6 protein-coding genes are annotated in these 7,743 nt (G+C 24.5%); 5 read left to right on the forward strand and 1 reads right to left on the reverse strand.

Translation table 11 applies throughout. The features are described 5' to 3' along the window. The first annotated feature begins 271 nt into the window (after positions 1–271). The 3 genes from MBCUR_RS09805 to MBCUR_RS09815 all read left to right on the forward strand — a co-directional run bounded on the left by MBCUR_RS09805 (position 272) and on the right by MBCUR_RS09815 (position 2,673). Entirely contained in the window at positions 272–1,132 is an 861-nt protein-coding gene (locus tag MBCUR_RS09805; protein WP_067092806.1) for a M14 family metallopeptidase, read from the forward strand. A 162-nt stretch (positions 1,133–1,294) separates the two neighbouring features. Continuing rightward, the gene (locus MBCUR_RS09810; RefSeq protein WP_067092807.1) at positions 1,295–1,774 is read left to right on the forward strand and encodes a hypothetical protein; all 480 of its coding nucleotides are present in this window, start codon (positions 1,295–1,297) and stop codon (positions 1,772–1,774) included. 23 nt (positions 1,775–1,797) lie between these two features. Continuing rightward, positions 1,798–2,673 carry a putative glycoside hydrolase gene (locus MBCUR_RS09815; RefSeq protein ID WP_067092809.1) on the forward strand — a complete coding sequence of 292 codons (876 nt, stop codon included), beginning with the start codon at positions 1,798–1,800 and terminating at the stop codon, positions 2,671–2,673. A gap of 443 nt (positions 2,674–3,116) precedes the next feature. On the opposite strand, the gene MBCUR_RS09820 is transcribed toward MBCUR_RS09815, so the two are convergent. After that, positions 3,117–3,503, reverse strand: a complete 387-nt coding sequence (locus MBCUR_RS09820) for a carboxymuconolactone decarboxylase family protein (protein ID WP_067092810.1) — start codon at positions 3,501–3,503, stop codon at positions 3,117–3,119. A gap of 308 nt (positions 3,504–3,811) precedes the next feature. Here MBCUR_RS09820 and MBCUR_RS09830 point away from each other — a divergent pair, with 308 nt between their 5' ends. Together MBCUR_RS09830 and MBCUR_RS09835 are read left to right on the forward strand one after the other, a co-directional pair. Beyond that, the gene (locus MBCUR_RS09830; RefSeq protein ID WP_067092814.1) at positions 3,812–6,532 is read left to right on the forward strand and encodes a heavy metal translocating P-type ATPase; all 2,721 of its coding nucleotides are present in this window, start codon (positions 3,812–3,814) and stop codon (positions 6,530–6,532) included. Between the two features lie 300 nt (positions 6,533–6,832). Continuing rightward, positions 6,833–7,498 carry a 2,5-diamino-6-(ribosylamino)-4(3H)-pyrimidinone 5'-phosphate reductase gene (locus MBCUR_RS09835; protein WP_067092816.1) on the forward strand — a complete coding sequence of 222 codons (666 nt, stop codon included), beginning with the start codon at positions 6,833–6,835 and terminating at the stop codon, positions 7,496–7,498. Positions 7,499–7,743 lie beyond the last annotated feature (245 nt).

The following is a 7,743-nucleotide window of genomic DNA, read 5'->3' on the forward strand; positions in this document are numbered from 1 at the left end:
GCATTTTATGGTATTTAATTTTTAATATTTTTATTGTTTAGGATAAATTTATAAATGATGAAAATAAAATATATTACTCAAAATATAATACTTTATAATAAAAATATAATACTTTATAATAAAAATATAATACTTTATAATAAAAATATAATACTTTATAATATCTCATAAAACGATTTTAATGATTTAATTAAGAATATTATTTCTAATAAATCTAAAAATAATTCTTTAGAAACTGAAGATGCATTATTTAAAAAACAGGAGATTATAATTGAGAATAAATAAACAGATAATATCAAAAAAGGCATATTATTTAACAATCATCATTCTTTTATTAGCTATTTTTTTCATTGGAAACACTGCTTTAAACCCTGTTGATGCAGTAGTACTTAAAAATACTACTTCAAATTACACCATAAAATACTTTGACACAAGTTCATCTGTTAAGGGAGATGCTATGAAAAATAAAAATATCTCCAAATATCTTCCAAAAGGTTCACTTTCTTTAAGAATCGTTAACATGTCTAAAAATGGTTCTGTGATACTACAGTTTGGGAGTGGGAATCCAAAAGTATTGATTCATGCAGGAATACATGGTGATGAGGCAGGAGCTAGTATTGCAACATTAAAGGTTATTGAAAAAATAAAAAATAGGAAATTTAAAGGTACAATTTACATTATTCCATTTGTTATTCCTTTAGATACTCAAAAAAACAAAAGATTGTGGTATGATCCGAGAACATTGAAAAATGTAGATCCTAACAGAATTGCGAATAAAAAAAACACTCCAGGATATAAAATACTTGAATTTGCAAAAAAAAATAAGGTTACTCATATTATTGAGGTTCATACAGGTGGATTTATATCTCATAGGAAAAATGGACTAATTTGGGCAAATACTTATCCTGTTAAAAATGAAAGAACATGGCTTAAATACATTAAGAAAAAAGCAAATCCATATATTGGTTATGGAAATGCATTTAGTGGAATGGTAAGAGGAGTAGCTAAATCCACTGGTATAGTAGCAATTACTCTTGAAGTTGAGAGAGACAAAAAACCCTTTCAAAATTGGATATATGTAGAGCTGAAACTCCTTACTTGTGCACTTAATTTCTTTCACATTATCAAATAGATGAGTATTCTTTAATTTAATTAAAAATTAGCAAATTAATTAAAAGTTAATTAAAAAATAATTAAAAAAGTAATTCTAAATTAATTCTAAATTAATTCTAAAATTTATTATAAAAATAAATTAACTTTAACCACTAAAAAGAAAAAATCAGAAGGTAAGAAAATGAAATCAAAAAAAGGCATAATGGTACTTCTATTTATTTTAATATTTTTTTCTGTTTTTATTATATGTGAGGTTTCTTTTGCTGTAGATGCCAACAACACCGTTTCTCAAGACAGTGTTGTTAAAACATCTGTAAGTTTAAATAACTATATAACAAAAAACCATAAACTTCCAACAAAAGTTAGTTGTGATGGAAATAGCTTAACAATCATGGAATACACTTATTTGATGGGTCAAACAATACAATACAAAGTAGAGAATAAAAATGCCACAATAGCTATTAAAAAAGGAGTGAAATATCCAAATTTACCAAGCGGGGATGACATAAACAGTAAAATTTCTAAAAATAGCTATTATTCTTATAGTAAATGGGTTGTTTCATATATAAATAAAAGTAATAAAGTTCCAAATTATATTGTATCCACTAATGGCAAAAAAAACAAACACAAACCTATATCTTCCTATTTGCAAAAATTCTAAATTCTTATTCAACTAAAAAAAAATTGCCTACTTCAATTGCATTAAATATTAAAAAAACAAATAAATTAAATCAATATTCTAATCCATATGTTAAAGAAAATGCTATTTGGCTTTGGAATGATCCTGCTGGTTCAGTTAACTTTAAAAAACTAAAGGCATCAGGCATTGGAAATATATTACTTCTTGAAACTGCTGTTTTTAATCGTGGTGAAAAATGGTTTCTTAATTTTCTAAAAAAATCCCATAAACAGGGCATAAAAGTCCACATTTGGTTCTGTACCTTTCACTATGGTGATACTTGGATAAATCCAATAAACACTAAAACAAAAAATTACAACTATGCATACTTTAACAAACTTATTAAACGAGTTAAAAGATATTCCCAATTAAAAGTTGATGGAATTCATTTTGACTACATCAGATATTCAGGAAAGGCTTCAAAAAATAGAGCAGCATATCAATATGACTATTCAAATGGGGTTAGTGGAGTTAAAGCCATTACATTATTTGCTAAAATGGCTAACTCTGCTGCTAAAAAACACAATAAAAATATAATTCTATCTGCAGCATTAATGCCTGAAATTGATAGGAGTATCAGTTGGTATGGTCAAGATACAGAAGCGTTAGGTAAATATATGGATGTTTTAATTCCAATGGTTTATAAAACTGCCTTTGTAAATAATAACATACGGGTCAAAAATACTGTTAAATGGTATTCATCCCATTCAGGCAATGCAAAAGTCTGGGCAGGTCTTGAAACCTATGGTAAAAATGGAAAATCACTTTCTTCAAAAGAAATGATAAGTAATGCAAAGGCAGCAATTAATGGGGGAGCAACAGGATTAGCACTATTTAGATATGCTCTCTTCAAACAAAGCAAATTATTGTATGCATATTAAAGATAAATATTATGTTTTAAATTATTAGGGTTTGATTTGGATTCTGTTACAATAATAATAGATAATTAATAATATTATAGTCCTGAAAGAAAATTTTTGAATTAATGGTTTGTTGAGTAGTTATTTATTTTAAAAATAAGTTTATATTATATCTAATTTTTAAAATAATCATTTATAATTTTATTATATAAAAAAATATTTATTATAATTATTTAATTTAATTAATAGATGAATATAAGAATTTTTAAAAAAAATTATTACTTCTAAACTTTATTTTCTGGACTATAATTATTAGTTGTACTTTTATTTTCACAACTTATACTCCATGAAAACTATAAAAAAAGATTGTATTAAGCTTCAAATTTTCATGGACTTTCTAACACCATACATTCTAAATTAAAATTAAAAAAAAATCTTTGGTTTTGTTTTATTTCATTTTTAAACTATTTTACTGGTAATAATCCTTTTTCTTTAAAAACTTCTTTTGCTGCCATAATTCCATTCAATGCTGCAGGAAAACCTGCATATGCAGACATTTGCATAATAGCTTCAACAATTTCTGTAGTTGAGTTCCCTACATTAAGTGCAGCATTTATATGGCTTTTTAGTTGGTTTTCAGCAGTTCCAATGGCTGTTAATGCACCAATAGTAATTAGTTCTCTTGTTTTTAAATCTAAACCTTCACGAGAGTATATTTCAGAATATGGGAATTCTACAACAAATCTTCCTAAATCTGGAGCAATATCTTCTAAATTTTCGAATATTTTCTCAATATTTTCTTTATTTGTAATTTTAAGTACATTCATTCCTTTTTCAAATCTATCTTCCATTTTTTAACCTTTTTTATTTAATTTTTATTTATTTTTTATTTATTTTTTGTATTTTTTTGTATTTATCTATTTAATATTTTTTATTATAATTTTTTTAAATAAATATTTTTTTATAATAAATTTTTTTAAATAAACAAATTCAGTTTTTAGGAATACCAAAATTTTATATAGCTCTTTTAATAAAATTATTATTAATAATAGTTTAATAATATTTTCGCATATCATTTTTATATTAATTTTTTTACATTTATTTAATATTTTAATTTCCATGAATTTTTCAATTATTATTTTAAAATATAGGTTTTTAAATGAATAATAAACTTAAGAACATAGAAATAAAAATTGTTGGAATGCATTGTGCAGTATGTGCTTCTAATGTTGAAAAATCACTAAAATCATTAGATGGGGTTTTAAATGCAAGTGTAAATATTTCATCAAACAATGCTGTAGTTGAATACAACGATAAATTAGTATCTTTTGAAAAGATTAACAAAGCTATTGAATCTCTTGGCTTTGATGTAGTTTTCGATGAGGTTCAATTACAGATAGATGGAATGCACTGTGCTGTTTGTGTAGCCAATATTGAAAAAGTATTAAATGGATTAAATGGAGTCAAGAAAGCCATTGTAAATCTTTCACTTCAAAGAGTTCATGTTTTTTACAACAAAAATCTTGTTTCTATAAAAGACATGGGTGAAGCTATTGAATCATTAGGATTTGATTATATTGGTGTTGCTGAAGAAATAGATTTATCTGCAGATGATGAAAGATTTAGAAAAGATTTAAAAGATAAAAGAAATAGGATAATTGTTGGGTTTATATCTTCAGCAGTTTTAATGGCTATAATGTACTTACCTATTGAAAATCTTGTATCAATACCGTTTTCACATCATATGTCCATGGATATTCATATAATAGGAATTTTATCATTATTAATATCTATTGGTCCATTTATTTATGTTTCAAAACCAATTTTAGATGGGGGATATAAGTCAATTTCTCATAAAATATTAGATATGGATGTTATGTATTCAATGGGAATTCTTGTAGCCTTTATTTCAAGCACTTTAGGGACTTTTAACATAGTTTTAGATTCTCATTTTATGTTTTATGAAACAGCTATTATGTTGGCTTCATTTTTATCCTTAGGCAGATATTTAGAATCAAGAGCAAAAAATCAAACTTTAAATTCAATAAAACAATTAATTGGTCTTCAACCAAAAACTGCTACATTATTAATTGAAAATAAAGAAGAGGAATTAGATTTAAGCAAGGAATTTGATGGAAAAAATAATGAAATTGATAGTTTTAATGAAAAATATTTTGAAAAAACAATTTTTATTGAAGAAATAGCTATTGGAGACATTTTATTAGTCAAACCTGGTGAAAAAATTCCTGCTGATGGAATTGTTATTAATGGGGATAGTTATGTTGATGAATCAATGATTAGTGGAGAACCTATACCTAAACATAAAAATAAAGAAAAAAATAAAGTTTTTTCAGGAACAATAAATCAAAATGGGATTTTATATATTAAATCAATTAAAGTAGGTAGGGAAACTCTCCTATCTCAAATAATTGATTTAGTTTCTAAAGCTCAAGGTTCTAAGCCTCCTGTTCAGTCATTGGCAGATAAAGTAGTCAAATTTTTTATTCCAACAGTCTTTATAATAGCTATTTTATCAGGTTTATTTTGGTATCTTTTTAATGGAGATAAATTGTTTGCTTTGTCAACAGTTATTTCTGTACTAGTAATTGCATGTCCATGTGCTTTAGGTTTAGCCACTCCAACAGCGGTTACTGTAGGTGTTGGAAGAGCTGCAGAATATGGAGTTTTAATTAAAAATGGTGAAGTTTTAGAAAATGCTGGAAAGACAAAAATAGCCATTTTTGATAAAACAGGAACAATAACTGAAGGCAAACCTGAAATATCTGACATTTATCCCGTAGATGATAATCTAAAATTTTATTATCCTATTTTTATTAAAAATCAAAGAATCATGGAAAATTCAAATTTAGATTCTAGCTTAAATTCTAGCTTAGATTCTAGTTTAGGTTCTAGTTTAGATTCTAATTTAAATTCAAATGATTTAAATGATTTTTTATTAATGATAACAGGATCTTTAGAATCTAAATCTAATCATCCCATTGCTAAAACAATAGTCAAAGAATGTCAAAATTTAAAAATAAATTTATTTGATTTAGATTCATTTGAAAATATTAGTGGAAAAGGATTAAAAGCTATTTATAAAAACAAACAAATTATTGTTGGAAATAAAAAAATTTTAGATGATGAAAATATCAAAATCAGTGATGATTTACTTGAAAGATATCTCAAGTTATCCAATGAAGGTAAAACAACTATTTTAATAGCTATTGAAAATGATGTACTTGGTATAATTGCTTTAATGGATAAAATTAAAGACAATGCAAAATACACTATGGATTCTTTAAAATCCTTAGATATAGAACCTATGATGATTACAGGAGATAATAATAAAACAGCTATTGAAGTAGGAAAAAAAGTGGGTATAGAAAATATTATTTCTGAAGTTCTCCCTAATGAGAAGTTAGATCATTTAATAAACATAAAAACTAAATTTAGTAATTCAATTAAAAAGGATAATGGTAATAATATAATCATTACATTTGTTGGAGATGGTATAAATGATGCTCCAGCTATTTCTGGTGCTGATGTTGGAATAGCTCTTGGAAGTGGTAGTGATATTGCTATGGATAGTGGAGACATTGTTTTAACTGATGATAACCTTGAAAATGTTGTGGTAGCTATTGAATTTTCTAAGAAAGTAATTAGAAGAATTAAAGAAAATATTTTTTGGGCATTTGCATATAATATGATATTAATTCCAATTGCTTGTGGAATTCTTTATCCTATTTTTGGAATAGTTTTTAGACCAGAATATGGTGCTTTAGCAATGGCTTTAAGTTCTGTTACAGTTATTTCTCTTTCTTTACTTCTTAAAAATTTCAAACCAAAAATAAAAAAAGATGAAAATAAAACATATTAAGATGTTTTAAAAATTTCATTATTTCCTTTTTAGAATTCTAGTTTTTATAATTTTAATTTTTAAATTCTCATCTTTCTAATTTAAATAATGGTTTATAGTAAATTTTCAATAATATTATTAGAATTTAATTAAAATTAAATATAAAATTAAATATTATTAAACTATTAAATATTATTAAAATTAATATATACATATATCCATGTATATATACATTTAAATATATTATTAATACTACAATAAAGTAAAATAAAAAACTTATTTAATAAAATAAGATAAAAAACAAGTGATTTTGAGGATAATATGAAATCATATGTAATTTTAAATGCTGCAATGACTTTAGATGGAAAAATAGCTACTAAAACTGGAAATAGTGAAATTTCTGGAGAAAAAGATTTAATTCGAGTCCATGAATTAAGAAAAGAAGTTGATGGAATTATGGTAGGAATTAATACTGTAATGGTTGATAATCCTAAATTGACGGCTCATAAAGTATCGAATAATATTGAAGACAATCCTGTAAGAATTATTGTTGATAGTAATGTTCGTACCCCTTTAAATTCTAATGTTTTAAATGATAAAGCTAAAACAATAATAGCTATTTCAAACAATGCATTATCCAGTGGTAACAACAACGAAAAAATTGAAAAACTTAAAAAACATGCAGATGTTTTTTCTGCTGGTGATTATCCTGTTGATTTAATTAAGTTGTTAGATTATCTTTATGAAAACGGAATTAAAACTTTAATGCTAGAAGGAGGATCAACTTTAATATGGGCTATGTTTAAACATCATTTGATTGATGAAATTCGATTATGTGTTGCTCCTTTAATTGTTGGTGGGTTTGATGCAAAAACTTTAGTTGATGGTGAAGGTTTCAAAACAATGGCTGAAGGAATATCCCTTAAATTAAAAAATTCATACTCTTTAGATAACGATTTAATTTTAGAATATGACTGTTTATATTAAAATACTATAATTTTTATTAAAAAGGCTGTGGAATGATTATTTTTTGTAAAAACAGATATTTAATTAAAATATGTTAAAATATGTATAAAGTATTAATACATGTTTTTATAAAAAATAAATATTTAAAAATAAGTATAATTAGCAAATAACTCCTATTAACTAATTAAATTTAAATTAAAATATTTTAAAAAATAATAAAAAATAAACATTAAAAAATAATTATTTTTGCTAAATAGATATAATAT

Source organism: Methanobrevibacter curvatus (genome assembly GCF_001639295.1).
In the GTDB taxonomy this organism is placed as follows: Archaea; Methanobacteriota; Methanobacteria; order Methanobacteriales; family Methanobacteriaceae; genus Methanoflexus; species Methanoflexus curvatus.